This window comes from Spirosoma fluviale (genome assembly GCF_900230225.1).
In the GTDB taxonomy this organism is placed as follows: domain Bacteria; phylum Bacteroidota; class Bacteroidia; order Cytophagales; family Spirosomataceae; genus Spirosoma; species Spirosoma fluviale.
Genome location: NZ_OCNH01000001.1, coordinates 2,213,439 through 2,238,185, shown reverse-complemented (window position 1 = coordinate 2,238,185; position 24,747 = coordinate 2,213,439). Strand labels below are relative to the sequence as shown.

Genomic DNA, 24,747 nt, shown 5'->3' with positions numbered 1-24,747 from the left:
ACTGGCTAGCCAACACTTATGAAAAAATTCCTACCTGTCCTGATCGCCACGAGCCTGTCGCTGACGGGCTGCGCTGATCTGCTGAAACCTGAGGTTGAAAACCTTCCGGGCAAGGAGGCCATGTATAAAGAGGTGACCTTTGCCCAGGGGTTCCTGCTCAATGGGTACACCCGCCTGCCTGGCCTGTCGTTCAACGATGTGGCGACCGACGATGCCGTCAGCAATGACAAGAACAACGCCTTCCAGAAAGTCGCCACTGGTCAGTGGACGGCCAACTTCAACCCCGCCGACCAGTGGGTCAACAGCATGGCGGCCATTCAGTACCTGAACACCATGCTGGCGGAGGTCGATAAAGTAACCTGGGCCATTGACCCAAAAGCCGCCCAGATGTTCAGAGATCGCATCAAGGGTGAAGCCTACGGCCTGCGCGCGTTCTACATGTTTCAACTGCTTCGTGCCCACGGTGGCTGGTCGGCAGGGGGTGAGTTGCTGGGTGTTCCGATCCTGACCAAACCGCAGGATACCAACTCCGACTTCAACCAGCCCCGGGCCACTTTCGAAGCCTGTATGCAGCAGTTTTACAGCGACATAAAGCAAGCCGAAACCCTGCTGCCACTCGATTACGAAGACGTGTCGACCGCTGGTCAGGTGCCATCTCAATATGCGGGTATTAGCCCGGAAGAATACACCCGTGTGTTCGGGCAGTATTCCCGGCTTCGGCTGACGGCCCGCATTGCGAAAGCCATCCGGGCGCAGGCAGCCCTGCTGGCGGCAAGCCCGGCTTACAAAACCGGCACTACCACCACCTGGACCGATGCCGCCAACTATGCCGGTGACGTGCTGAAACTCGTTGGCGGGCCTGACCGGCTGGCGGCCAATGGCGGAACCTGGTACGACAACCGCACCGAAATCAATAGTCTTGGCGCGGGTATCAATCCGCCGGAGATTCTCTGGCGGGGCGACGCGTCGAACAGCCGGAACCTGGAAGAAGACAATTACCCGCCTTCGCTCTTCGGCCGGGGGCGCGTAAACCCCACGCAGAACCTGGTCGATGCATTTCCAATGGCCAACGGATACCCCATTTCGGCCTCGGCGAGTGAGTATCGAGCCCAGGCACCCTATACCAACCGCGACCCCCGGCTGCAACGCTATGTGGTGACCAACGGCAGCACCATGGGGCCGTCGAACACCGTTATCCGAACCGAAACCGGCGCTGGTAACGATGCCGTCAATCAGATCGAAACATCGACGCGGACGGGCTATTACCTGCGAAAACTGCTTCGGGCTGACGTGAACCTGAACCCCATTGGGGCCAATGAGCAGCGGCATTACACGGCCCGTATTCGGTACACGGAAATCTTCCTGATCTACGCCGAAGCGGCCAACGAAGCCTGGGGCCCCGACGGACAGGGGACGTTTGGTTTCTCGGCGCGCGACATAATCCGGGCGATTCGCAAACGGGCGGGCATCGGTACAACCAACAACGATGCCTACCTGACCTCGGTGCAGAGCCAGGCCGAGATGCGCCAGCTGATCCGGAATGAACGTCGGCTGGAGCTTTGCTTCGAAGGGTTCCGGTTCTGGGATTTGCGTCGCTGGAGTGAAAAACTAACCGAAACGGCCAACGGCATCCAGATCACGAACGGAAACTATGCCGTTATCCCGGTCGAAAACAGAGCGTTTGCGGCTCACATGAACCACGGCCCGATTCCCTACGGCGAAATGCTCAAATGGAAGGCACTCGTTCAAAACAAAGGCTGGTAACGTATCCCACAACTAATCAATCAAGAAGGTGAAGAAGCTACATACGCTCTTATTACTGGCAGGAATGACGGTGTTTAGTTCCTGTAAGAACGAGGAATGGATTTTCCCGGACTTCGAATATACCACGGTCTATTTTGCCTATCAGTCTCCGGTACGTACGATCACGCTCGGCGAAGACCTCTACGATACCTCGCTCGACAATGCGCGCAAGTGCAAGATCATGGCAACCAAAGGCGGGGCCTACACCAACAGTACAGACATTACCGTCGATATCGCTGTCGACAATTCGCTGTGCGACAGACTACTATTCGGCAATAACGGCCAGAAAGTACTGCCCATGCCGACCAGCTACTACAGTCTGGCAGCCAACCAGATCGTCATCCCCAAAGGCAGTATTTCGGGTGGGGTAGAGGTCCAGCTGACCGACGCGTTCTTCGCCGATCCAGCCGCCATCAGAAACACCTACGTGATACCGGTGGTCATGAATAAAGTTCAGAATGCCGATTCACTGCTTCGGGGTAAAACCACCCTGGCGGCCCCCCGCCGAACAGTAGGCAGCGACTGGGATATTACCCCAAAAGATTATATCCTCTACGCGGTAAAATACGTAAACCCCTGGCACGCAACGTATCTGCGTCGCGGAAAGGATATTATTACGGGAAAAGACGGCAATGCGGCCATCAACAAGACGCAGGTGCGCCGGGGTGCGTACATCGAGAACAGCGAAGTCTGTAACCTGACAACCCGCTCGCTCCAGCAGGTCGTGTTTACCAACGCCATCAAAGCCACCGATGGCCGCGATATGCCTTTCCGGCTCATCCTGAGTTTCGATGAGGTCAACAACTGCACCATCACCACCGATGCCACGGACTACACCGTGAAAGGAACCGGGAAGTTTGTGAAGAAAGGCGACCTCAAGAGCTGGGGTAATCAGGATCGTGATGTCCTTCACCTCAATTACGAGGTTGATTTTAAGGACGCGCACCTGACCACCACCGATACCCTGGTTGTCCGCAACCGGGGCGTCGTGGCCGAAACGTTTATTCCGGTCTATCAGTAAGCCACCTTCAACCACTTAGAACGATGACATCTTTCAAAACGATAACCCTGCTGACGCTCCTCACGGCGCTGTCGGCAGCCTGTCGGACCGATAAAAGCGAGTTTGTTCTGGCCAAGCCCGAAAGCGTGGCCACGCTGGAGCCGATCAATAAGTATGACGCCCTGAAGACCTACCTCAACACGGGCGACAATCCCAATTTTAAGCTGGGGGCTGGCGTCGGATTATCCGACTACCTGGCGAAGGGTGTGGTATACCGGATGATCAACAGCAATTTCAACGACATCACCCTGGGCTACGAAATGAAGCACGGGGCCGTTGTCAAAGCCGACGGCAAGCTGGATCTGACCAACGTGACCAACCTGCTCAAGGCCGCTCAGGCGGCTGGCATTAGCGTGTATGGGCATACGCTCGCCTGGCACGCCAACCAGAACGCGTCCTACCTCAACAGCCTGCTGCTGACCGGGGTCGACTTCGACCCGGCAGACAAGCGTGTGAATTATGTGAATGGCTCCTTCGAACAGAACCAGACCGGCTGGAACTCCTGGGGCGGCTCAAGCACCCGCGACATTATCAACACGGGGCTGGTCGGCACCAAAAGCCTTCGCTATACGCATACGTCCAAAGCCAACCCCTGGGATGCCCAGATTGCCCTCGACTTCAGCCCGTCGCCAATACCAGTGGGCGAGTATACCCTGTCGTTCTTTGTCCGGTCCGATGCGCCCGGCAAATTCCGCTGCTCAACGGTGGGTAGCGGTGCCGATGTGCAGTACCAGCCCGACGTAATTACGACCACGACCTGGCAGTATGTGGAGTGGGACATTAAATCGGCGGGTACCCTTTCGGCGTTGCGCTACGACATGGGAACCACCCCCGGTACGTATTACCTCGACGAGGTTCGGCTGAATCCCAAGTCAACCCTTTACAAAAAACCCGTTATCCTCCAACTGAGCGCGGCCGAAAAAACGCGGATCATCGGGGGCGCGATGGACAAATGGATTTCGGAGATGGTGACCCAAACCAAGCCGTATGTAAAGGCGTGGGACGTGGTCAACGAGCCTATGGACGATGCCAAACCCAGTATGCTGAAAACCGCAGCGGGCCGGGCTTCCCTGGCCACGGACGAATTTTTCTGGCAGGATTACCTGGGTAAAGATTACGGCGTTCGAGCCTTCAAACTGGCCCGGCAATCCGGCAATGCAGACGATGTACTGTTTATCAATGACTATAACCTGGAATACGATCTGAACAAGTGTCAGGGACTGATCGACTATGTTAGGTACATCGAAGCCAACGGAGCCAAAGTAGACGGCATCGGCACGCAGATGCACATGAGTCTGGATACCAAACGGGAAAATATCGAGCAGATGTTTCGGCTGCTGGCGGCCACGGGCAAGATGATCAAGATATCGGAAATGGACATAGGCATTGGTACGGGAATCAAGACAGCCGCAGCTACGCCAGCCCAGTACAAAGCCCAGGCCGAGTTGTACGAGTACACGATCAAAAAATACATGGAGCTTGTACCGGCCAAACAACGCTATGGCATCACGATGTGGAGCCCGATGGACAGCCCCGATGGGTCCTCGTGGCGGGCCGGTGAGCCAATCGGTCTTTGGAAACGCGATTATACCCGAAAACAGGCTTACGGTGGTTTTGCCAACGGGCTGGCAGGTCGGGATGTAAGCGCTGATTTTAAATAAGAGCAGCGGCCCACAACATAATGGGTCATCAACGGCTTTTCGTCATTCTGCCGGTAGGGTGGAATGACGAAAACGCTGCATTTTAGATAGTCAAAATTTACTTGTACGATTTATAGAAAGAGTATGAATCCCCCTAAATAGCATATGATCAGTGTGGCTGTAATCAGCGTCGTCCTTTCGGGGCGGCAGACGCCGATGCAAGCCACTCCCGTGTAAAAACTCAACGTATCATACATGCTCTTTAAACGTTTACTAGTTCTCCTTTGGTGGTGCTGGCCGTGTGTCGTTTTAGGCCAGTCGGGCAAGCTGTTCACGGTCGAGACAGGCCTGTCGGGCAGTCTGGTCACGGACATCCACCAGGACCAGAGTGGCTTCATCTGGATAGCCACTGAAGACGGACTGAACCGATTCGACGGGATAAAATTCACCGTTTACCGGCATAACAAAAAAGACACGACCAGCCTGTTGAACAACCAGATCCATGTGCTCTTTGCCGACAAAGGCGGACGCATGTATGTCGGCTCTACGACAGGACTCCAGTATTACGACCCGGCCACCGATGCCTTTCTTACCGTACCGCTCAAACTGCCCAACGGTCAGCTGATAAACGCCAGTGTGTCGACAATATGCCAGCGAAAAAATGGCGATATACTGGTCGGCACGTCGGGCCACGGCACCTTCAAGCTGACCCGAAAAGGAACCCGGCTGCTGGGCCGCAAGGTACTGGCCAATGCACCCAGCGAATTAATTATCAGGATTCTGGAGGATAACGAGCAAAACCTTTGGGTATCGACGGAAGATAAGGGCCTCTATCGATTCAGCGGCCAGTCGGTGAACGCGTATTTCGTATCCAAAAAATCGCAGAACAACATCATCAGCAGCATCTGTCAGGATCGGTATGGACGGCTTTTTGTGGGCAACATGAGCAGTGGTCTGTACCGGTTCGACCCGGCGGGGAATACCTTCTTGTCGATTCCGTACAACGGGCGCACCGACCTGCCGGTGGCCGATCTGCTCGTCAACCGAAACAATCAGATCGTTGTTGCCACCAGCGGGAAAGGCTTGAAGTATTTCGATCCGGTGTCCAACAAAATTCTGGAACTGGAATCCAGCGTCACCAGCTTTGATTTCTCGCGAACCAAGGTAAATACCATGCTGGAAGATCAGGCCGGTAATATCTGGATCGGTATTTACCAGAAAGGCCTTTTGCTCCTGGCGGGCAACACCAATCGGTTCGGGTACATCGGCTACAAATCGGTGAGTCGTAAGTCGATTGGGGCGAGTGCCGTTATGGCCCTGGCGCAGGATGCTCAGGGAACCGTTTGGGTAGGCACCGACAGCGATGGGCTGTTTGCCTTACCGGCCACGGGCAACGCCAGTGTTCATTACCCAACGGATAAGGAAGGCGGTACGACCCCGTCGAACATTCTGACGATTCACGAGGACTCCCAACAAAATCTCTGGCTCGGCTCTTACCTGACGGGCTTGTCCCGCTTTGATCGTAGCACCGGAAAGAGTACCTACATCAACAAGCTGGTCGACAAAAGGGGTGACAACGTACAGCGTGTGTTCAGTATCAAGGAAGATGCCCGCCAGCGGCTTTGGATCGGCACGATGGGCTCCGGTATTTTCCGGCTGGACCTCCGGTTGGGGGCGGTCAAAAACTTTGAAGCCTTGCCCGGCAAGCTCTACCGGCCCGAACTCAACTACATTCCGAACAGCTGGATTAACTGCCTGCTGGTTACGAAAGACAACAAACTGTTCATCGGCACCTTCGACGGGCTGGGCTGTCTGGACCTCGACACCGAAAATTTTGTGTCTACGCTGGGTACGAATCGGCTGATGGCCGGTACTGTCGTGTACTCCCTATACGAAGACAATAAGGGTAATTTGTGGATAGGTACGTCGCAGGGCCTGAAAAAAATGAACCGCTCGACAAAGGAAATCACCTCGTTCGACGCGGACCAAGGCTTACCGGGCAACTTCATCTGGGCCATACAAGGCGATAAGATGGGCGATCTCTGGCTAAGCACCAACCGGGGACTTTCGAAGATGGATGTCGACTCCAGCACGTTCACTAATTTCTATTCCTCGGATGGGCTGCAGGGGAATGAATTCAGCCGGGGAGCCTCGCTCAACAGTAGCAGCGGGGAGTTGTATTTCGGTGGCGTGAACGGCATTTCGTTTTTCAAACCCGACGAAATTCGCGTTGCCAACAAGCGGCTGACGGTGCGGATCGTCGATCTGTTTATCCGCGATAAACCGGTTAAGAAAGGAACGCTGTCGGGCAGTTTCCAGGTCGTCGATACCACCGTTACGAATGCCACCGAATTTAACCTGGCTCACCACGACAACTCGTTTACGCTCGAATTCTCGACCATGGATTTCATCGATGCCGAGCGGGTAGCCTACCAATATTCCATCAATGATAACGGTTGGGAAGAATTACGGCCCGGTTCCAACCGGCTCACATTCGACAATCTGTCGCCGGGCAGGTACGAATTTCGGTTACGGGCCAAATTCAACAGCGCCGTTTCAGAGATTCGGCAGGTAACGGTAATCGTCCATCCGGTCTGGTATTTATCGACCTGGGCCAAACTCGTCTACGCGTTATTACTCCTGTTGCTGGGTATACTGATTGCCCGAATTATCAAAAACCGGCGACAGGCAAAAGCGGAATTTCTGGCGCACCAGCGTCAGGAAGAAATCAACGAAGCCAAGCTTCAGTTCTTCATTAACATCGCCCACGAGATACGCACCCCCCTGACGCTGGTGGTCAGCCCGTTACAAAAACTCATTACCACCGATCAGAACGAGGAACGCGGCCACCTGTATGACATTATGGGGCGCAACACAAAACGGATACTGGATCTGGTGAACCAGCTAATGGACATCCGAAAAATTGAAAAAGGACAGATGACCCTGCAACTCGCCCAGATTGAGATGGCTCAGTTCACGAAAGACGTTTGCCAGTTTTTTGAAGAACAGATTCATTCGAAGCAAATTCAGTTTATCCTAGACGTTCCGCCGGAGCGGATTTTCGCCCGTATCGACCCCCACAATTTCGACAAAGTGCTGATCAATGTCTTGTCCAATGCGTTCAAATTCACCCCGGCGGGCGGCACGATTCGGGTGGCGCTGACCGTCAGTGAGTCAGAAACGGCGGATGGGCAACCCGATTTGGTAATTGCCATCGAAGATTCGGGGCATTGCATCAGTGAGCTGGAGACCGAACGGATATTCGAATGTTTTTATCAATCCGAAGAACACCGGGGCTATAATCAGCAGGGTACGGGTATTGGTCTCCATCTGGTAAAGCAACTGGTTGAGTTGCATGGGGGCGGCATCAGAGCAGAAAACATGGACCCGGTCGGTTGTCGTTTCCTGATCACCTTACCGCTTGAACTGGCTGTTGAAGAGAGCGTTACGCCCTTAGCAGGATTGCCTGTCGGTCAGCACCAATTGCCGGAGTTAGCGGAGAACGGACAGATCGAAGTAAGATCCCGGAAGAAAGCCCGGCGTATCGTTATTGCCGACGACGATACGGAAATCTGCAATTACCTTACGGATGAATTATCGGGCGAGTACACGGTTTTTGCCTATGCCAATGGGGAGGATGCGTATAAAGGAATCATGAAAGAAAAACCCGATCTGGTGGTCAGTGACGTCATGATGCCGGTAATGGACGGGATGGCCCTCTGCCGGAAGTTGCGGGCAAATCCGCTGGTCAACCATATACCGGTTATTCTGCTGACGGCAAAAACGGAGGAGTCGAGTAATGCGCTGGGGTTCGAATTGGGGGCAGACGCCTACATCACAAAACCGTTCAACATCGACATACTGTTGAAAACGATCAAAAGTCTGATCCGGAATCGGCAGATCATCCTCAACAACGAAAGCGAGCAGCAGTATCAGGAGGAATTTATTTCGAAAGTCAGTATCAAATCCGCCGATACAAAGCTCCTGGAAAAAGTACACGCCCTGATCAATAAAAACATGTCGAACCCGGACTTAAGTGTCGAAATGATTGCCAGTGAAATTGGCATAAGCCGGGTACACCTTCATCGAAAATTAAAAGAATTGACAAACTCGACAACGCGGGATTTAATCAGGCATATACGACTAAAACAGGCGGCTGACCTGCTGACAACGAAAGGATTGACGGTTTCGGAAGTGGCCTTTGCTACGGGCTTTGCCAATGCCAATAATTTCTCGGTGTCGTTTAAAGAATTGTATGGTGTGTCACCCGCCCACTATGCCGAACAACAACTGAAAGCTGTTTAACCTTTTTATCAAAATGTAGTACCGACCGCCGACACGTCGTACCGCCCGGTCGGGTGAGAAGCGATTAGATACACGCCCGACCGGGCGGTACGACGTGTCGGCGGTCGGTACTACAGCCAGGAAACCAACATTCATTCAACATATTTTTGAAAAGTTTTAACAGGTTCTTCCTGTACGTAAAATATGAACCATTACGCTAGCTTGCCTTTTATCCTGAGCACATTGCTCCTGGGCTCCCCGGCTGTCCAGGCACAGCAGACGTCCAACTACTCCCAGGTCAACACCTACGTAAACCCGGTTCTCCCCGGCGACCACCCGGACCCAACCATGCTACGCGTGGGGGATGACTTTTACCATTGTGGGTCGAGTTTTCATTTCACCCCCTATCTGCCTATCTATCACTCCAAAGACATGGTGCATTGGGAGGTCATCAGCCGGGTGGTGCCACCCATCGCCGGTTTTGTGACCGACCGGCCCTCGGCGGGCATCTGGCAGGGTGCCATTACCTACTTCTACGGGTCGTACTGGATCTACTTCTCGGCTAACGGCCAATGGTTTTCCAAAGCCAGCAACCCCAAAGGTCCGTGGTCGGAGCCGGTGCGGGTGAAAGGTGACCCTAAAACGGGGCCGCTGGGCTACGACAATTCGATCTTTGTCGACGACGATGGCAAGCCGTACATGGTGATCAAGAACGGCCAGAAAACCAACCGGTTGCAGGAGCTGGGACGGGATGGCCAGCTAACGGCATCGGTCATTGATCTCGACTGGGTCAACGCCAAATTACAATACAGCTGGGCGGAGGGGCCGGTGATGTGCAAGCGGAATGGCTACTACTACTATTTCCCGGCGGGCGACGTGTCGGGCGGGCAATATGCCATGCGGGGTAAAGCCCTCACCGCCGATTCGACCCAGTGGGAACGGCTCGGCGACTTCTTTAAACCCATCACCGACCCCAAAACCGGATTCCGTCGCCCTAACCACATTTCGGCACCGATTCAGCTGGCCGATGGCACCTGGTGGACCATTGGGCAAAGCTACGAAAAGCCGCTGGAGGGAGCCGATTGGTCGGGTATGGGGCGGCAAACGGGTCTGTATCAGGTTATCTGGGAAGGTGACCGGCCCTGGGGAGTAGCGCCCACCACCAAACCCGTGGTCCGGCCCAACCTGCCCCAATCGGGTATTTTATGGCGAAGCGCACAGTCTGACCGGTTCGACAGCGACGCGCTTTCACCAAACTGGCATTTCCTGAGCAAACGGGCAGCGGCAGCGAACCGGTATTCGCTGTCGGCGCGGAAAGGCTGGGTACGTCTCTCGCCCGACACCGCCCGTGTGCACCTGATGCAAAAAGAAACGGACCATTATTATTCTGCCGTCACCCGTGTCGACCTCAACGCCGACGATGCCGCTGCGAAAGCCGGTATTTACCTGACCAATGGGAATCAGAAAGTGTTTGCGCAGCTCTACAGCGGGTTCGATGCGGGCAAAAAGATCGTCTTCAAACTCGATACTGCCATTCGCACGGTGCCAAATTCAGCTGGCAGCGTCGTCTGGCTGAAAGTGGAGCGGAACGAGCACCAGTTGACCGGCTACTACAGCGGTGACGGAACGAAATGGACCGCCGTTGGGCCTCCCATCAGCGCGGTGAGTCTGGACAAGGCCCAACCCAATTTCAATTCGTGGGTGGGCACCAGTGTGGGTTTATTTGCCGAAGGTAAACCCGCCGACTTTGATTTCTTTGTCTGTAAAGACGGCTTTTCCAGCCTCCCGGCCGTGGGTTACAGTAATTATTATGGCGTTGAAAAAACGGGAGCCGGAGTCGAATCTGGGGTCACTACGGATTCCGATCAGGGTGGTTGGTTTATGCTGTCGGGCGTTGATTTAGGCGCGGGTAAAGACGCGGCCAAACAGGTTCAGGTTCAAGTATCGACGGGAATGTCGGGTACGCTTGAGCTATGGCTCGACGATTTAACTACTGGAAAAAAGATCGCCACTATCCCGTTTAAATCAACCGGCGGCAGGGCGACCTGGAAAACGGTAAGCCAATCTGTCAACGGTGTCTCGGGGCATCATGACGTCTTTGTGAAATTTCCAGCGGGAAAAGCCACTGCCGTAACGGTAAAAGCGCTTCAGTTTCGAAAATAGGAACTTTATGGTTTCTGTCGTTCTAACGGTTGGCGGAATCGTAAACTATTCTAATGAGCAGCTCTAAAATTCCATTTAGAATTATCGCTGTTAAAATCAAATTCTGCCAGAGTTGGTGTGCTGTCTCCGGACGATACCAGCGCTAATTTCTTTCCTGAGTTCGGTACGATCTTGGGCATTATCCGGTAGGTACCATCCGTCAATTGGTCGATTCGCCATAACTGTTCGGGTGCGCCGGTAAATGCAGGTACCGTTAGTACTTCTGCGTCGGTAGTTGCCGCTAATGCCCGATCGGTTCCGGCCAGTACAATTTTGTAATAGGGACCACCTAAGTAGCCGGTCGTATCAGGCGCATCGGTGATCGTCCATTTTTGATGGGGACGGGACATGTAATCGCCTATTCTCAAGGTAATGGGACCGGTTGGCCAGTTTTTCTGTACATCGGCTAGTTGCTGTGCCTGAACGGGTTTTATGGGGTCATTGTTGGGTTGGCCAAATCCCCGTGGTCCAACGGCCATTCGTGTGAAATCAACGGCCAGCTCTAAGCCGTAGCCTCTTCGTACGGATTCAATTTCATACGTATCTTCTTTAAACTTTTCGCCGGCAACAGGCCAGCCATCTTTCCAAATGACCGGAAGTATGCCTAATACACTTCGACCACCCTGCTCTAAATCGGCTTCGTAATGGAGGGACATTTTTTCAACGCCTTTCTCCAGAATGATGTGACCAAAATGCCCGGGGCCTATTAAGCTTCCTCGGGTAGCCACCACCAGCTTACCGCCCCCTTCCAACATGCTTCTGCCTACATTATCGACGTAAGGGCCGGTTATTTTCTTGGATCGACCCACCACCACATTGTAGGTAGAGTTGGCACCATCGCAACAACTGCCATGCGTGGCCAGCAGGTAGTACCAACCGTCGCGATAGACTAACGTGCTGGCTTCGCATACGATGGCAACATCGACGGGTTTATTACCTGCCTTAAGTTTTCCTGTTTTGGGGTCTAATTCAATAAGGCGAGTGTAGCCAAAATAGGTGCCGTAGGTTAGCCAAAGGCGTCCGGTTGTAGGGTCTAACAGAACACCGGGGTCAATGGCGTCGTTCTCTTCATAGCCGTCTGAGGTAGCCACGACAACTGGTTCAGAATACTTAAAATCAGGAGATTTTGGGTCTAATGTCTTGTTCCACATGGTCAGAATAGCGCCTTTGTGGTTGCCTGCCCCACCGGTTGCTCCATAGATGACCAGGTAACGATCCCCGATTTTGATGACATCAGGAGCCGCTCCGCCACCCGGTCGTACCCCGCCACCATGCCACGTCCAGCCATCATTGGAAATCAATCCGCCACCACCTGTGCCGAATGTGTAATATTTGCCGTCACATTCAGCGACGGTCGAGGGGTCATGGATGAAGGGTCTTCCGATCTGGGCTGTTAGGGTCTGTGTTATCAATAAAACCAGTAAAGTTGTCAGGCCGGTTATGTTCATTCGTTTCATGTACTGATTTGTGTTAATTAGCTTAAGCAGACTACTACCTGTTATTGATAACGAATACTGATATTTTTTACGGGCGATCCATTTTCATCTAAAAAACGAACGCAGAAATTAGCCATGCCCGGCCCGTTTATGACAGCCCCCCGAATGATGTTTCTTCCCTTTTTAAGCGTTAACCGTGCCGATGTACCATTATCGGCAATCATATCCCTGTCGCCGGAAAGCATCAATGCTTCCTGGCCATTCAACCACCACATGCTGCCGGAATTACACCCGGCAGCCATCCTGACGTTCTGAATTTCTTCAGGGCAATCGATGACCGTGACCAGCCAGACCAGTATGCCGTATTTTGGCTTATTAATGGCGTAGGTAAAATGGTATAAATTAACGTTGAACGCCTTACTGTCCAACGCATACCACTTCAGTTCCTGGTTTCCCACTTTCACCGTTTCACCATCTTTGGGAACGGTGGTGTAATCGCTGGAAAAATTATCGGCTAAAAACGTTGTTCTGAGGTAGTTGTCCGTGAATATGTTATTTCTGACAATGTCTTTCTTTACGGGTTCCAGCACAAGCCAGCGTTGAATAAAGCCCTTGTCATCCGGTGCTTTTTTTGCGGTAGCCGCCGTTGTGAAGTGTTTGGATAGCGTATGGGTTGTATCGCCTTTTACAGGTATGGGAGGGAGGGGGATTCTTTGTCCCGGACCCGGTCCCTGGGCAAAGGCAGTAAGGCCACCTGGTTGTAAGGCTGATAAAACGACAAAAGCTATAATCGGCAACAGGGGTTTACATTTTCTGTACATAGCAGATTTCCTGAGGAAGAATCAGTGTTTCTACAGTAAGCATAGTTTGGATAAACCTACTCAACAAAGCGGTGGCGGCTTAACTCGGTTGAAGCATGGAAAACTGGATAGGAATGCCTCAACCCGTCTTACTCATTAATGAACTGGATAATAAAGCCGCCTTTGGGAGCAAATGCGTGTTGCCAGGTAGACGTGATTGGATAGGTTTCCGTTTTAAACGTCATCATTGGATTGCCGCCTTCGGTAATGACTCTAAATTTAGAAAAGCCCTTTGCGTACCTGGCCAGGTTGAGGTTGACAGGTACTACTTTATTCGTACCATTGATGCCCACAATGTAAGAAAGGCGGTCTTTCTGACGAGAGAGAATGATCTGTTCCCCCGGTTCAGCCACGATACTTTCCGTTTTATCCCAGGTGGCAGGCATGTCTTTTAACAAATTTCGAACCGGCACAGGCAGTGAATCAAACACCTCTTTTGAATCGGCAAAATGAATAATGCCGGACGTATAGATCATAGCCGTAGCCAGTTCATGAACTGCCGTGTTCAGCCGGGGATATTTTCGTATCGTTAGGGCAAACGGAGTGTAGTCAGTAGGACCGGCTACATTTCTGGTGAAGGGCAATACCGTATTCTGCTCAGCGGCTTTGTCCGGATATCTGGCTTCATAAAAATAACTTTCCGTCCCTAAAACGGCTTCGGCTGTCATGAAATTGGGCCAGGTTCGATGCCAGCCCCTTGGAACGGTCGTGCCGTGGAGGTTTATCAGTAAATGTTCGTTGGCGGCATCCTCAAAAAGTGAGTGAAAGGCGGCCATCACGTCCTGCCGGTCTGAACACCAAAAGTCGATTTTAACCCCTTTAACGCCCATAGCCGCCAATTCTTTAAATCGCTTTTTTCTCTTTTCTGCATCAAAATACGCTGCCGAATAGCCCCACACCATTGGTTTGATCCCCCTGGCAGTAGCCTTCGCAATTATACCTCCTTCGGCGTTGGCTTTCTCCCAGCCAGCATCGAACAGGGTATAGCCGAAACCGAAAGAAGCAGCAAGATCAGTGAATGCGTTATACATGTCAGGAGAATGATCATCGGGATGTGACCACCATGACCAGGTAGCTTTGCCCGGTTCGATCCAGGACGTATCGTCGAGTTTTGAGGCAGGTGCCAAATCCGTAATCAAGCTCGATAGCAGAATGTCCCCGGCCTGTTCACCCATGATGATCACCCGCCAGGGCATCGTCCAGGGAAGATTGGAGGTTGGATGATTATTGTCGCTCAGCGGAAGGGTATATTTTTCGTCTTTTTCGGCAAAGGCAATTGTATATAGTCCGCCCGGCGAATTGGGTTGCAAATGGCAACCCGGAAATGAACCGTCCGTTGCGGACTCGGCCAGTAACACCCAGTTTTTACCATCATTTACCTGAAAAAGGGCAGGCATACACCACCCCACAGATGGGTTACGGGGATGGCTGATTGAGTCGCCGGGATTGACTTTGACGTAAAAATCTTCATAGCCCGGAGTGTACTTTCCCGCTTTATTATACGGCTGTAACCAACCCTTCGCCTGTCTCTCAATTTGAAACCCCGTAATCTCCCTATTGATCGCTCGTATTTTTTTAGGCTGATCCGGAAGCCGGTAGCGGAAAGCAACGCCCTCCTTTCCGGCCACTAAATCAATGATCATTAGTGCGCCCGACTTATTTTTAAACGTTATACTCTTCGTTTGAAGGACATGATCTATCGTTTTGACGTTACCCACCTTCAAGTCGTAGTTCTCCCTTCTGACGCCAATGGGTGAAACGTTAACGACTGAGAGTCCAGTCGTAAAGTCCTGGTCATCACCGTTGAGGCCAAGCGGAGAATTGGCAATGATGATTTTATTCCGGCGTGTTACGCTGTACTGCAATGCTCCTTTTTTGGTCAAGAGCAAGGTGATTTTGGTCGAACCTGGTTTCGAACTGAGATCCATCGACTGGCTTGCAGCGCTAAAGCCACTGAAGAGAAAAATTACGCCGATTAAAATGGTAAGACCTCTGTAAATCAATATATTTCTCATCCTGTTGCTTCGGTTTCTTATTGCCAAGGCGGGGCGGTTTGTAACTATAGGCACTTATTCTCAATAAAGAAAGTAAGCTGTGGGTTTAGTGCATTTAGTAAAGACATTGGAATGGTTTATTTCTACCCGGCAATCCCTTCTCCATAGTAGCAATTGAGGTCACTTATACAAAAGATTTGCATTATTCATGTATTGAATAGTATATGTCTAATTATTCATTCAAAAAATAACTTAGTTCAACAAGCTGGTCTTTTTGCTCATTTTCGGTTACTACCTGGTGAATAAAGTTGTCCGCAGCCTGATAAATGTCCCGAGGTTTCCTGGGTAGGTTGGTAGTTATGACTACCGGGTTTGTCGCTTGCCTCTGGTAAGGGGAATTGCCGACAAGCCATGTGAGGTCTGAGGTAATCGGTAAAGTGGTTCTTTTGATGGTTCAGGGAATCATTCCTGGTAAAATCTGGGTGGTCATGGCAGGGATCTGGCACTTAGGATAGGACTTTAATCTGTCTACGGCAAGTAGTTGCTTCTGCCATCACCTTTCAATCGCGTATATTACCCATTGCAAACTTTATGTAATAATTAAGTGGAATAATAGAATAATAATAAACATTTAGGACCACACCCTCATTTTCTCGTTTATTTGACTTCATTGGCGCTAAATCTAGCGGTATACACCCTTTCTTTGTCGGGTAGTAGGTCTGCTCTGATCCACACTACAGAGCCCGTTAGCCGGTGATCTGCCTTATTCAACCCTTAGTAGGCTCTGCCTGCAGGGAAGGCTAACTAATGTTGCCTCGCTCAGCCAACACCATATCTGGCCGCGTAGAGACAAACCGCACCACCCTAGATACGGAAACTACCCGACCCGTCGACGTAGTACATACACCTTACTATCCACAAATGCCAGCATCTTATGTCTGGCAACTCTTCGCAGGCAGTTCTTTACGGAAAGCCCCGAAAGACGCTTAACTAGCTGACGGATTTAAGTACCTGTTAACGGCCTGCCAAGGGGCATTATTTAACCTTTTTGTACAGCTGCAAACAACCTCTAAAAACTTTATCCTCTATGAATGGCATTAGTGTTATTATCTGTTGTTATAACTCTTCGTCCCAATTACCGCAAACAATTCGGCATTTAGCTACTCAGACAATTCCCGATTCGCTTCATTGTGAGATCATTCTGGTCAATAATGTCTCCACGGATAATACCGTAGAGGTGGCTCAGACTGAGTGGGCAAAGTATAGTTCGTCGCCCTTAACGTTTAAAGTAGTCCACGAAAGTCAACCCGGATTGAGCTATGCCCGCCAGAAGGGAATAAATGAAGCCAAGTATGATTATCTTCTCTTTTGTGATGATGATAACTGGCTTCTCCCTGACTATTTAAGGACCGGCTTTTCTATTCTTGAAAATGACAAATCAATCGGTGGATTAGGGGGGTTGGGAGTTGCTGAATTCGGAGGCCCTAAACCAGACTGGTTTGATCAGTATGCCATGTATTATGCGGTAGGCAAGCAGGCTCCAACATCCGGCGATCTGTCCAGGTGTCGGGGCTGGGTGTACGGAGCTGGCTGCTTTATCAGAAGGGAGGCATTAAACAGCCTGAGCGATTATGCTTTTATCAGTTCTGACCGGAAAGGAGCCAGCTTATCCTCCGGTGGCGATATTGAATTGTGCTATTTTATTCTCCTGAATGGGTATAAGATATGGTATGATGAACGCCTGGTTTTTGTCCACTACATCGATGGCAGGCGGTTATCAATTGACTATATCAAACGTATGTTACTGGCTCATGCGAAAGAAGCTTATCAGTTGGATGGGTTAGAGTATAAGAGTAAGGCGAAGCAGGACTTTAATTTATACAGTAAAAAGATTCAGCGGATGTGGATCTTTCGGTTTGTGCTCGATAGTATCAAGCTTAAAAAAGCCTATTCGTACGAAGGCCTTTCGCTGGGCTTTCTTTCCAAACTGTACATAACCCGATTAGCATCGCTCTTGAAGCTAAACAACCGATTTGATCAATCGTTTGAGTAGATTATTGATGGGCAGCCGTCGAGTGTGTCGGGTAAACGGTACTTAGTCATCAAACGCCTTACGATCCAGCCTACGTACAAAGTACGGGTTACGAGGTATTACGATCCAATCGGTCGTTTAGGACGTTTATCGATTGGCATCATTGACGTTCATTACTGTTTTCTTTGCACATTTGTGGAATCACCATTAATGTAATACAGCAATGACCAGTATCAAAAAATCTATAAATGCCTATAAAATCTTTTTTCTGGGCCTTGCCGGACTATTCATCACAGGTATTTCGCTAGGACAAACGACAGGTACGGCCGTTACGCTGGGCGGTAAAACAATACATACCGTGGGTACACTACCAGCAGTGGGAACACCAGTTAAAAATTTCACATTGACCGGTGTTGATCTTACCGACAAGACGTTAGCCGATTACAAGGGCAAATATGTGATCATGAATATTTTTCCGAGCGTGAACACAGGTGTTTGTTCTAAATCGGTACGGAAGTTTAATGAGGATGCGGCTGGACTGAAAAACACAACCGTGCTCTGCATTTCCAAAGACCTGCCTTTTGCACAAAAAGCTTTTTGTGGTGCAGAAGGAATTAAAAACGTAGTGATGCTTTCTGATTTCAGAACTGATTTCGGCAATTCTTACGGCGTGCAAATTGCCGACGGACCCATGAAAGGTCTGTTAAGTCGTGCAGTAATCGTCGTGAATCCCGAAGGGAAAATCGTCTATGAACAGCAAGTGCCGGAAATAGGCCAAGAGCCTGATTATGCGGCTGCTATAGCTGCCATCAAATAGGGGTCCGTGAGTAACTGACCAGTAAAAAAGGGCGTATTCGACGGATTGCAGCTGCGGTTTTTGTACGTCAATCCGGCGGATACCACCCCTTTCTGACTACCATCAATGAGAACTTTTTCGGTCTTAATCAGGCCTTTGATTACGTTGTCATTGGGAGTGGGGCACATGATTATCTTAGCGCTATATTTACCGGCCCTTGCCGCCAAGCCACCTCATGAAACGTCTTACTTACCCCGCCATCCTGCTGACCCTGGGCCTGCTCAGCCTGACCGAAAAACCCACCACTACCGACTGGCCAGAATACAATGGCGGGCCGGATCGCAACCATTTTTCTCCGCTCACGCAGCTAAATCCCGGTAACGTAGCCCGCTTACAGGTCGCCTGGCAATATGCTTCGGGCGGGGTCGACACGGTTAAAAATAACACCCAGATCCAATGCAATCCGCTTATCATCGATGGTGTGCTGTACGGTGTTTCGGCGGGCTCTCAAGCCTTTGCTCTCGACGCCACCACGGGTAAGGAGCTTTGGAAAACGGCCTTCACCGACGATACCTTCGCCATGAATAGCCGGGGTGTTACCTACTGGACCGATGGGCGACAGCCCAGGATTTTCTTCGCCTACGGCTCGCTGCTCTACGCTCTCGATGCCCGAACGGGAAAGCCGGTGACCAGCTTTGGGAAAGGAGGAAAAATTAATTTAAAAGAAGGCCTCGCCCGTCCCGGAGCCGACGAATACGTGGTGAGCAATACGCCGGGGGTAGTGTATAAAAATCTGCTCATCATGGGCCACCGGGTGTCGGAGATCGCACCGGCTCTGCCCGGCGACGTACGCGCCTACGACCTTCGCACGGGGCGGATTGTCTGGACGTTCCACACCATTCCTCACCCCGGCGAGTACGGAGCCGACACCTGGCCCAAAGACGGCTATCGTAACTTCGGCGGAGCCAACAACTGGATGGGGATGGCCATCGACCGGCAGCGCGGCATCGTGTATGTACCCACCGGAACGGCAGCCTTCGATTTATACGGCAGTTCCCGACCCGGCAAGAACCTGTTCGGCAATAGCCTGATAGCCCTCGACGCGGCCACCGGAAAACGACGCTGGCACTTTCAGACGATCCATCATGACATCTGGGACCGCGATATTCCGGCTCCCCCCAATTTATTCACCGTCGTGCATGACGGCAAAAAGGTGGATGCCGTTTCGGTGTTATCCAAACAAGGCTTCCTGTTTGTCTTTGACCGGGTGACGGGGAAGCCGCTGTTTCCGATTGAGGAACGACCCATGCCCGCTTCCACGGTTCCGGGCGAAAAAGCCTGGCCCACCCAGCCAATTCCCCTCAAACCCGCACCGTTTACGAGGCAATCGTTTTCGGAAAGCGATATTAACGACTTTGTCACCGACCGCGACACGGTGCTGGCCCAACTCCGGCGCTGGCAATCGGGGAAGGAGTTCATTCCCCTTCCGCTGAGCCCCAACCGTACCGTGTTTTTCCCCGGCACCGATGGCGGGGCGCAGTGGGGCGGGGCCGCGGTGGACGAAGAGGGTATCATGTACGTTCCCGCCAAGCAAATTCCGGTCACGATGGGGTTGGTTCCGACCCCCGATGGGTCATTGTCAGCCAAGACCGTTGACCGCACGGGTAGCCAACTTTACCAAACCCACTGTGCCTCCTGCCACGGCCAAAACCGCGAAGGCAGTCACGACGGTACCTATCCAGCTCTGAGCAGCATTTCACAAAAACGCAACCCGACATCCGTGGCTCAGGTGCTGGCCAAAGGCCAGGGCATGATGCCTGCCTTCACGAACCTGAAGGAATCTGAGCGGAAGGCCATCGTGGATTTTCTGTTCGGTAAAACAACGTCCGTCGCCAGCAACGCGGGCCTGAACACGGCACCCTATCACCACACTGGATTTGCCCGCTGGTACGACCGGGCGGGGTATCCCGTAAGCCGTCCACCCTGGGGCACCCTGACGGCGATCGATCTGAATACGGGCGAGCACCGTTGGCAAGTCCCGCTGGGCGAGTACCCCGAACTGGTGGCGAAGGGTCTGCCTCCAACGGGCACAGACAATTATGGCGCACCGGCCGTTACGGCGGGTGGGTTGTTGTTCATTGCCTCTTCCCGCGATGAGCTGATTCGGGCTTTTGACCGAAAAACGGGCCGTGAACTCTGGCGCGCCAAACTGCCCGCTGCCGGTTATGCTTCGCCGAGTACCTACGCCGTCAATGGCAAGCAGTATGTGGTGATTGCCTGCGGAGGTGGCAAACTCAAAACCAAGTCGGGAGATCGGTACGTGGCGTTTGCGTTGCCGTAATTTGACAGCAGCGACCCTATCGAATGTCTTCATACAACTGCTTCAGCTTCTCGGCAGAATAGCCCACGCCCCACAAAATGCCCACATACAGAAATAAGGCATTAGCGCGCCAGAATCCCCATTTGGCCACCCGCCGGTCGGACGATTCCACCACGCGGTTCACCTGCCGGATGCGCCCGTACTGCACAAGTCGCAACAGCATATCGGCCTCTTCCATAATCGGCAGTTCATTGGCATAACCACCGCAGGCCAAAAACTGCTCGCGTCGGCAAAAGATCGCCTGATCGCCAAAGAGAAGTCGCGCTCCCCTGGCGAAAAACAGGTAAGGACGGAAAAACAGAGGGGCGTAATACGTTTTTATGAAATTATGAAATGAGGTAAACCAGCAGGTTCGTAAGGGGCCGCGCATGAGCGAAATGAAGCCCCCGGCCGCTAGTTTGGGGTTTGCCAGCGTCTGCTCAATCACCATCAGGGCATCGTCGGGCAGGGCGGTATCGGCGTGTAAAAAGCACAAATAGTCGCCCGTTGCGGCTGCTACGCCCGCATTCATCTGATATGACCGACGGGCGATTGGACTCCGGATCAGTCGAAATACGGGCAGGCCATTCCGCGTAGCCGTAGCCATTTCGTTTTCAATGAGTGAAACCGTCAGGTCATTGCTACCTCCGTCCACCACGATGATTTCGTCGGGGGCTGGGTAAAGTTGACGAAGTTGCCGGAAGAAGCGGGGGAGGGCTCGCTCTTCGTTGACGGTCGGGATAATGATGGAAATACGGGCCACGGTTGTTTATCGGATAACTGTTTTGGGACGCTGACGGTTTACCAGGCAGATAACGTTACTTGTTCATATGTTTCGACTCATTCCTCAGGTACTGCTCAAACAACTCTACACCCGCAACAGTCTGCATAATACAGCCAGTGGGTTTGCGTTCTCGCTTAAAAACCGACTGGCCGATGCGACCTTCACCGGACTATCGCTTATCCGGATCGACGGTCAGGCCTACCCGGCCGAAGCTTTTCAACTGGAGTTGGACGGTCAGGCCGCACTACCCGTCGACGGTATTTCGGTCTCTCATCCACTCGCATTTCCACTGCGACGAAGCGTAACCGTTTATGCTTCGGCCGAGCCATTATCGGCCGGGAAGCATTTGATCGAGCTAACGCTTCAGACCCAGCCGTTCGGCAAAATTACGCTGACAGTTGAGGATGAATTACAGCATGAACGCGCAGACGAGCCGTCTATCAATGCCCAGCGCGTTGTCATTCCCCGAAGTACAAGCGACGATACATCGCCCGATGCGGTTCGTCAGCGTCAGGAATTTCTTGGGCAATATACCCAAACTCGTCCGCAACATCTGACGAATTACTCGTTTGATCCGGCGGTGATCCGGGGAAACTGCGAACAATTTGTTGGCGTAGCGCAGGTACCGATTGGCCTGGCCGGACCGTTACGGATCAATGGCGAACATGCCAGCGGTGATTTTCTGATTCCGCTGGCTACCACCGAAGGAACGCTGGTGGCTTCCTACAATCGGGGAATGAAACTGCTGAATCAGTGCGGGGGCGTTACCTGTACGGTCATTGACGAAGGTATGCAGCGAGCACCCGTTTTCGTGATGCATGATGCGCGTGCGGCCCGCGATCTGGCCCGCTGGGTGGCTGCTCATGAACCCCACCTACGGGCCGAAGCCGAGGCCACTTCCCGGTTCGCCAGGTTACAGTATATTACCCCTTACCAGACCGGACGCACGCTGTTTCTTCGATTTGGCTTTACAACCGGCGACGCTGCGGGTCAGAACATGGTTACCAAGGCGACCCTGGCCGCCTGTACCTATCTATTACAGGAGGTAAAAGACGTGGCGCATTTTTACCTCGAAGCTAATCTGGCAACCGACAAAAAACCGTCGTTCATCAACACGCTTCAGACGCGGGGTAAACGGGTGACGGCCGAAGTGACCATCCCCAAAGACCTCCTGGTGCGCGAACTTCAGGTCGAACCCGAACAACTTGACCGCCATGCCCGTTTGGGTACGCTTGGCGCATTTATGTCCGGTACCAACAACAACGGACTACACTCCGTCAATGGTCTGGCGGCTTTATTTATCGCTACGGGTCAGGACGTTGCCTGTCTGGCCGAATCTTCGGCCGCTATCGCGACGTCCGAAATTCTGCCGAACGGCGATTTTTACGGGTCTATAACATTGCCCTCACTCATAGTGGGTACGGTGGGTGGTGGCACGAGTTTGCCGACACAGCAGGAATGCCTGAGTATACTGGGCTGTTCGGGTTCGGGCAAGGTCTATAAGTTTGCAGAGATTGTGGCCGGTGTGGTGGCCGCTGGTGAACTTTCCCTGGCCGCAGCCATTTCATCCCTCGACTGGGTATCCAGCCATGAATCAGCCCGGCAGTCGACTCCATCAAGTCAGTAACCGGGGTCATTAGACTTGGCGGAGTCGATTGTCTGGTCAATAAAATCTTTGCTGTACGTACTATTCTTTAGGCTATTCTTGCTTTATGGCTGGTGATCATCTCATCGTTTTTGTTAAAAACCCTGTTCCGGGACAGGTCAAAACCCGAATCGCCCGCACGGTCGGGAATGATAAAGCAGTTGCCGTTTATCGGCATCTGTTACGCTACACCCAGGATGTAGTGCGCTCATTTGAAGTTCGGTGCGGGGTCTATTACGGCGACTTTATTAATCCGGATGATGGCTGGACGGGTTACCAGAAATACCAGCAAACCGGTGAGGATCTGGGCGAACGGATGAGCCATGCTTTTCGGGAGCAATTCAGTGCCGGGGCTGAAAAAGTGGTTATTATTGGCAGTGACTGCCTCGACATCACGCCTGTGCATTTGAAACAGGCATTTGATCGGCTGAATACGACCGACGTTGTTATTGGGCCTGCAACCGATGGCGGGTATTATTTATTGGGTATGACTCAATACCACCCATTTCTTTTTCAGGATATGCCCTGGAGCCAGCCCGAACTTTGTCAACGTACCGAAGCTGCAATTCGTCAAAACGGATTGACGTTTAAACGACTTGAGCAGCTAACGGATATTGATGAATGGGCCGATTATGCACCTTATTCAGGTTAGACCGACCCCTCTCGCAATTTCCATTAGTTCTTACGATAAGGGTAGCACCCCGGAGCCTTCCCGAACTCACCCGCCGATCAATCAGGAAAAGGCGGTTGAGAAGTTGGACAGTCCGGTAAGGCCACGACTTATCCGGCCGAAACGTTACAAAAACGAACGGATTTAAAACCCGGCACAAAATTCATAGTTAACGATAGACCTAATAAGGGGTAAGTGTGCGCTCGATCAAAACGGCCGCTGGCCTGGTGTAAGTGATGGATACAAACGAATTCGCTCCTGGCAAGGTACAAATTGGCGATCCGCTAAGTCGGGTCGATGGTCGGCAAAAAGCTGGCCGAACTGGCGATCAACAAAGAAGGATCGGCTTTGTACCGCGCCCGGTTAGACGATCTAACGTTCGGGAATGGGTCAATTATCCGAAAAGGCCAGTCAACTCGTATTACCTAGGGCGAAATTAACATGGTCGATTTTGCCGCAGCGGTGGCCAATGCGGTTTATCACGCCACGGGCAAGCGCATCCGCGAACTGCCGATTACGCCCGACAAGCTGATCTGAGAAATCGGCTATCGTCACTTAAATCGAGCGGTTTTTGAAGTGGCTATACACACGTTTTTTACTTCTTAAAGTCAGTAATACGACTCCCATCATACCGATATACCCCATCAGCCCCGAACCAGATACTACCATCATTAGCTTCTAAAATCCCCAAAAGCATCCTGCCTTCTTTGGGATTTAGCTCGGTTACCGTTGGTGTTTTATTGGACAAGGTGTTGGCCTCATAGCGAGAAAGTACCCAACCCCGTGCAGTTTCTGAACTAGTCCAGATATTGCCTTTTTTATCTTCGTAGATATACCCAACAAAATTCCGGGTGACGTTGGTGAAGGTGATTCCGTCATAGCGCCAAAGGCCATTCGTGCCACCCAGCCAGATAGTACCCGTTTTATCTTCGATTATCGCACGAACATCTGTAAAAGGTTGGCCGATATACGTTGTATTGGTGAACGTTTTGCCGTCATAAACAAAGATAACATAGGTGGTTCAGAAACGCTGGGTGGCGGGTTTACCGCGCTGTCTGATGAGGATTGGAAGTCATCTTTTCAAACGAATCTGCTGGCTCCCGTGCGACTAAACCGCGGGTTATTGCCGGGTTCAAATAGGCACTAACATCGAACTGGTTTTAGTTAACCAACCCATGTCGA

Annotated in this window: 16 protein-coding genes and 1 pseudogene; 12 read left to right on the top strand and 5 right to left on the bottom strand. The window is 52.0% G+C overall.

Annotation, left to right across the window (positions count from 1 at the left end; genetic code table 11):
- Positions 1-18: 18 nt before the first annotated feature.
- The 5 genes from CRO74_RS09350 to CRO74_RS09330 all read left to right on the top strand — a co-directional run bounded on the left by CRO74_RS09350 (position 19) and on the right by CRO74_RS09330 (position 10,950).
- Positions 19-1,764 carry a RagB/SusD family nutrient uptake outer membrane protein gene (locus CRO74_RS09350; protein ID WP_097125683.1) on the top strand — a complete coding sequence of 582 codons (1,746 nt, stop codon included), beginning with the start codon at positions 19-21 and terminating at the stop codon, positions 1,762-1,764.
- A 28-nt stretch (positions 1,765-1,792) separates the two neighbouring features.
- Positions 1,793-2,824 (top strand): DUF5627 domain-containing protein, encoded by a 1,032-nt coding sequence (locus CRO74_RS09345; protein ID WP_245877789.1) that lies wholly within the window; start codon positions 1,793-1,795, stop codon positions 2,822-2,824.
- Positions 2,825-2,847: 23 nt separating this feature from the next.
- Positions 2,848-4,524: an endo-1,4-beta-xylanase gene (locus tag CRO74_RS09340; protein WP_097125681.1), complete on the top strand. Its 1,677-nt coding sequence runs from the start codon at positions 2,848-2,850 to the stop codon at positions 4,522-4,524.
- 234 nt (positions 4,525-4,758) lie between these two features.
- On the top strand, positions 4,759-8,808 hold the full coding sequence (locus CRO74_RS09335; protein WP_097125680.1) for a hybrid sensor histidine kinase/response regulator transcription factor: 4,050 nt from the start codon (positions 4,759-4,761) through the stop codon (positions 8,806-8,808).
- Between the two features lie 183 nt (positions 8,809-8,991).
- Complete coding sequence (locus CRO74_RS09330) at positions 8,992-10,950, top strand: family 43 glycosylhydrolase (RefSeq protein ID WP_097125679.1); 1,959 nt, start codon at positions 8,992-8,994, stop codon at positions 10,948-10,950.
- Between the two features lie 50 nt (positions 10,951-11,000).
- On the opposite strand, the gene CRO74_RS09325 is transcribed toward CRO74_RS09330, so the two are convergent.
- From CRO74_RS09325 to CRO74_RS09315, 3 genes are all read right to left on the bottom strand, one after another.
- Positions 11,001-12,446, bottom strand: a complete 1,446-nt coding sequence (locus CRO74_RS09325; protein WP_097125678.1) for a family 43 glycosylhydrolase — start codon at positions 12,444-12,446, stop codon at positions 11,001-11,003.
- Between the two features lie 41 nt (positions 12,447-12,487).
- Positions 12,488-13,246, bottom strand: a complete 759-nt coding sequence (locus tag CRO74_RS09320) for an acetylxylan esterase (RefSeq protein ID WP_097125677.1) — start codon at positions 13,244-13,246, stop codon at positions 12,488-12,490.
- A gap of 128 nt (positions 13,247-13,374) precedes the next feature.
- A complete protein-coding gene (locus tag CRO74_RS09315; RefSeq protein WP_245877788.1) occupies positions 13,375-15,213 on the bottom strand; it encodes a glycoside hydrolase family 97 protein in 1,839 nt (612 codons plus the stop codon).
- 1,153 nt (positions 15,214-16,366) lie between these two features.
- Between CRO74_RS09315 and CRO74_RS09310 the strand changes: the two genes are divergently transcribed.
- From CRO74_RS09310 to CRO74_RS09295, 3 genes are all read left to right on the top strand, one after another.
- Positions 16,367-17,332: a glycosyltransferase gene (locus CRO74_RS09310; RefSeq protein WP_097125675.1), complete on the top strand. Its 966-nt coding sequence runs from the start codon at positions 16,367-16,369 to the stop codon at positions 17,330-17,332.
- A 202-nt stretch (positions 17,333-17,534) separates the two neighbouring features.
- Positions 17,535-18,128, top strand: coding sequence for a thiol peroxidase (gene tpx, locus CRO74_RS09305; protein ID WP_097125674.1), 594 nt, complete (start codon positions 17,535-17,537; stop codon positions 18,126-18,128).
- A gap of 214 nt (positions 18,129-18,342) precedes the next feature.
- Positions 18,343-20,448 carry a BamB-related PQQ repeat family beta-propellar protein gene (locus CRO74_RS09295; protein WP_097125672.1) on the top strand — a complete coding sequence of 702 codons (2,106 nt, stop codon included), beginning with the start codon at positions 18,343-18,345 and terminating at the stop codon, positions 20,446-20,448.
- Between the two features lie 16 nt (positions 20,449-20,464).
- Here the strand turns inward: CRO74_RS09295 and CRO74_RS09290 are convergent, their stop codons facing one another.
- Positions 20,465-21,229: a TIGR04283 family arsenosugar biosynthesis glycosyltransferase gene (locus CRO74_RS09290; protein WP_097125671.1), complete on the bottom strand. Its 765-nt coding sequence runs from the start codon at positions 21,227-21,229 to the stop codon at positions 20,465-20,467.
- Between the two features lie 67 nt (positions 21,230-21,296).
- Between CRO74_RS09290 and CRO74_RS09285 the strand changes: the two genes are divergently transcribed.
- From CRO74_RS09285 to CRO74_RS32375, 4 genes and pseudogenes are all read left to right on the top strand, one after another.
- Positions 21,297-22,877, top strand: a complete 1,581-nt coding sequence (locus CRO74_RS09285) for a hydroxymethylglutaryl-CoA reductase (protein WP_097125670.1) — start codon at positions 21,297-21,299, stop codon at positions 22,875-22,877.
- 85 nt (positions 22,878-22,962) lie between these two features.
- Positions 22,963-23,547 (top strand): TIGR04282 family arsenosugar biosynthesis glycosyltransferase, encoded by a 585-nt coding sequence (locus tag CRO74_RS09280; RefSeq protein WP_097125669.1) that lies wholly within the window; start codon positions 22,963-22,965, stop codon positions 23,545-23,547.
- Between the two features lie 315 nt (positions 23,548-23,862).
- Positions 23,863-23,994: a hypothetical protein gene (locus tag CRO74_RS32210; RefSeq protein WP_262508210.1), complete on the top strand. Its 132-nt coding sequence runs from the start codon at positions 23,863-23,865 to the stop codon at positions 23,992-23,994.
- Between the two features lie 15 nt (positions 23,995-24,009).
- Positions 24,010-24,102 (top strand): annotated as a pseudogene (locus tag CRO74_RS32375) (xanthine dehydrogenase family protein molybdopterin-binding subunit); the annotation flags it as partial.
- 58 nt (positions 24,103-24,160) lie between these two features.
- Here CRO74_RS32375 and CRO74_RS31265 read toward each other — a convergent pair.
- Positions 24,161-24,532, bottom strand: a complete 372-nt coding sequence (locus CRO74_RS31265) for a two-component regulator propeller domain-containing protein (RefSeq protein ID WP_262508214.1) — start codon at positions 24,530-24,532, stop codon at positions 24,161-24,163.
- Positions 24,533-24,747 lie beyond the last annotated feature (215 nt).

Excerpts from the sequence above, each read along its gene's own strand:
- CRO74_RS09320 (WP_097125677.1), bottom strand. The coding sequence starts at position 13,246 with ATGTACAGAAAATGTAAACCCCTGTTGCCGATTATAGCTTTTGTCGTT.
- CRO74_RS09340 (WP_097125681.1), top strand. The coding sequence starts at position 2,848 with ATGACATCTTTCAAAACGATAACCCTGCTGACGCTCCTCACGGCGCTG.
- CRO74_RS09285 (WP_097125670.1), top strand. The coding sequence starts at position 21,297 with ATGTTTCGACTCATTCCTCAGGTACTGCTCAAACAACTCTACACCCGC.
- CRO74_RS09350 (WP_097125683.1), top strand. The coding sequence starts at position 19 with ATGAAAAAATTCCTACCTGTCCTGATCGCCACGAGCCTGTCGCTGACG.
- CRO74_RS09325 (WP_097125678.1), bottom strand. The coding sequence starts at position 12,446 with ATGAAACGAATGAACATAACCGGCCTGACAACTTTACTGGTTTTATTG.
- CRO74_RS09335 (WP_097125680.1), top strand. The coding sequence starts at position 4,759 with ATGCTCTTTAAACGTTTACTAGTTCTCCTTTGGTGGTGCTGGCCGTGT.
- CRO74_RS09280 (WP_097125669.1), top strand. The coding sequence starts at position 22,963 with ATGGCTGGTGATCATCTCATCGTTTTTGTTAAAAACCCTGTTCCGGGA.
- CRO74_RS09310 (WP_097125675.1), top strand. The coding sequence starts at position 16,367 with ATGAATGGCATTAGTGTTATTATCTGTTGTTATAACTCTTCGTCCCAA.
- CRO74_RS09315 (WP_245877788.1), bottom strand. The coding sequence starts at position 15,213 with ATGGATCTCAGTTCGAAACCAGGTTCGACCAAAATCACCTTGCTCTTG.
- CRO74_RS09330 (WP_097125679.1), top strand. The coding sequence starts at position 8,992 with ATGAACCATTACGCTAGCTTGCCTTTTATCCTGAGCACATTGCTCCTG.
- CRO74_RS09295 (WP_097125672.1), top strand. The coding sequence starts at position 18,343 with ATGAAACGTCTTACTTACCCCGCCATCCTGCTGACCCTGGGCCTGCTC.
- tpx (WP_097125674.1), top strand. The coding sequence starts at position 17,535 with ATGACCAGTATCAAAAAATCTATAAATGCCTATAAAATCTTTTTTCTG.
- CRO74_RS32210 (WP_262508210.1), top strand. The coding sequence starts at position 23,863 with ATGGTCGGCAAAAAGCTGGCCGAACTGGCGATCAACAAAGAAGGATCG.